The organism is Pseudoalteromonas sp. S3260 (assembly GCF_005886925.1).
Classification (GTDB): domain Bacteria; phylum Pseudomonadota; class Gammaproteobacteria; order Enterobacterales; family Alteromonadaceae; genus Pseudoalteromonas; species Pseudoalteromonas tetraodonis.
This window is the reverse complement of sequence record NZ_PNCV01000188.1, coordinates 1-519: the sequence shown is the minus strand read 5'-3', so window position 1 is coordinate 519 and position 519 is coordinate 1. Positions and strand designations below refer to the sequence as shown.

Below are 519 nucleotides of genomic sequence, written 5' to 3'. Positions count from 1 at the left end.
TGTTAACACCAAGCGACTTTGTCGTATCTTAATTACCAAGCGATTCTGTCGTAATCGCTAATTACCAAGGGAATTTGTCGGTCACTTTTTTACGTGTCTGTTAGTGTTTTGTTTTTGGAATACTAGAAGGCATGTTGAGGATGATTGTGATGGATTCTAAAGCTCAACTCACCGTTGACATCATAGCTAAAGTGGTTGAAGGCAGGATAACAATTGCCAATGCTGCTAAGTTACTCAGTAAGTCTCGACGCACTATTGAACGCTACGTAAAGCAATATCAGCAAGTCGGTATTCAATTCGCTGTTCATGGTAACAGTGGCAAAGCCCCACCCAACAAAACGCCGGTATCAATAAAAAAAGTGGTTCAAAAATTGATTCAGGAAAAATATTACGATTTGAATCTGTTGCACTTGGCTGAACAATTGTAAGCGTCCGGCCAACCACACCTAGCAACACCATTTTTTGTATTTGAAAATACCTTCAACTTTTTATTGGAGGTCATTATGAATTCACCCATCC

The 519-nt window shown here is 39.5% G+C and carries 1 pseudogene; it reads left to right on the top strand.

From position 1 onward, the window contains the following. Positions 1-140: 140 nt before the first annotated feature. Positions 141-425, top strand: a pseudogene (locus CWC14_RS18040) (helix-turn-helix domain-containing protein); the annotation flags it as partial. Between the last annotated feature and the right edge of the window lie 94 nt (positions 426-519).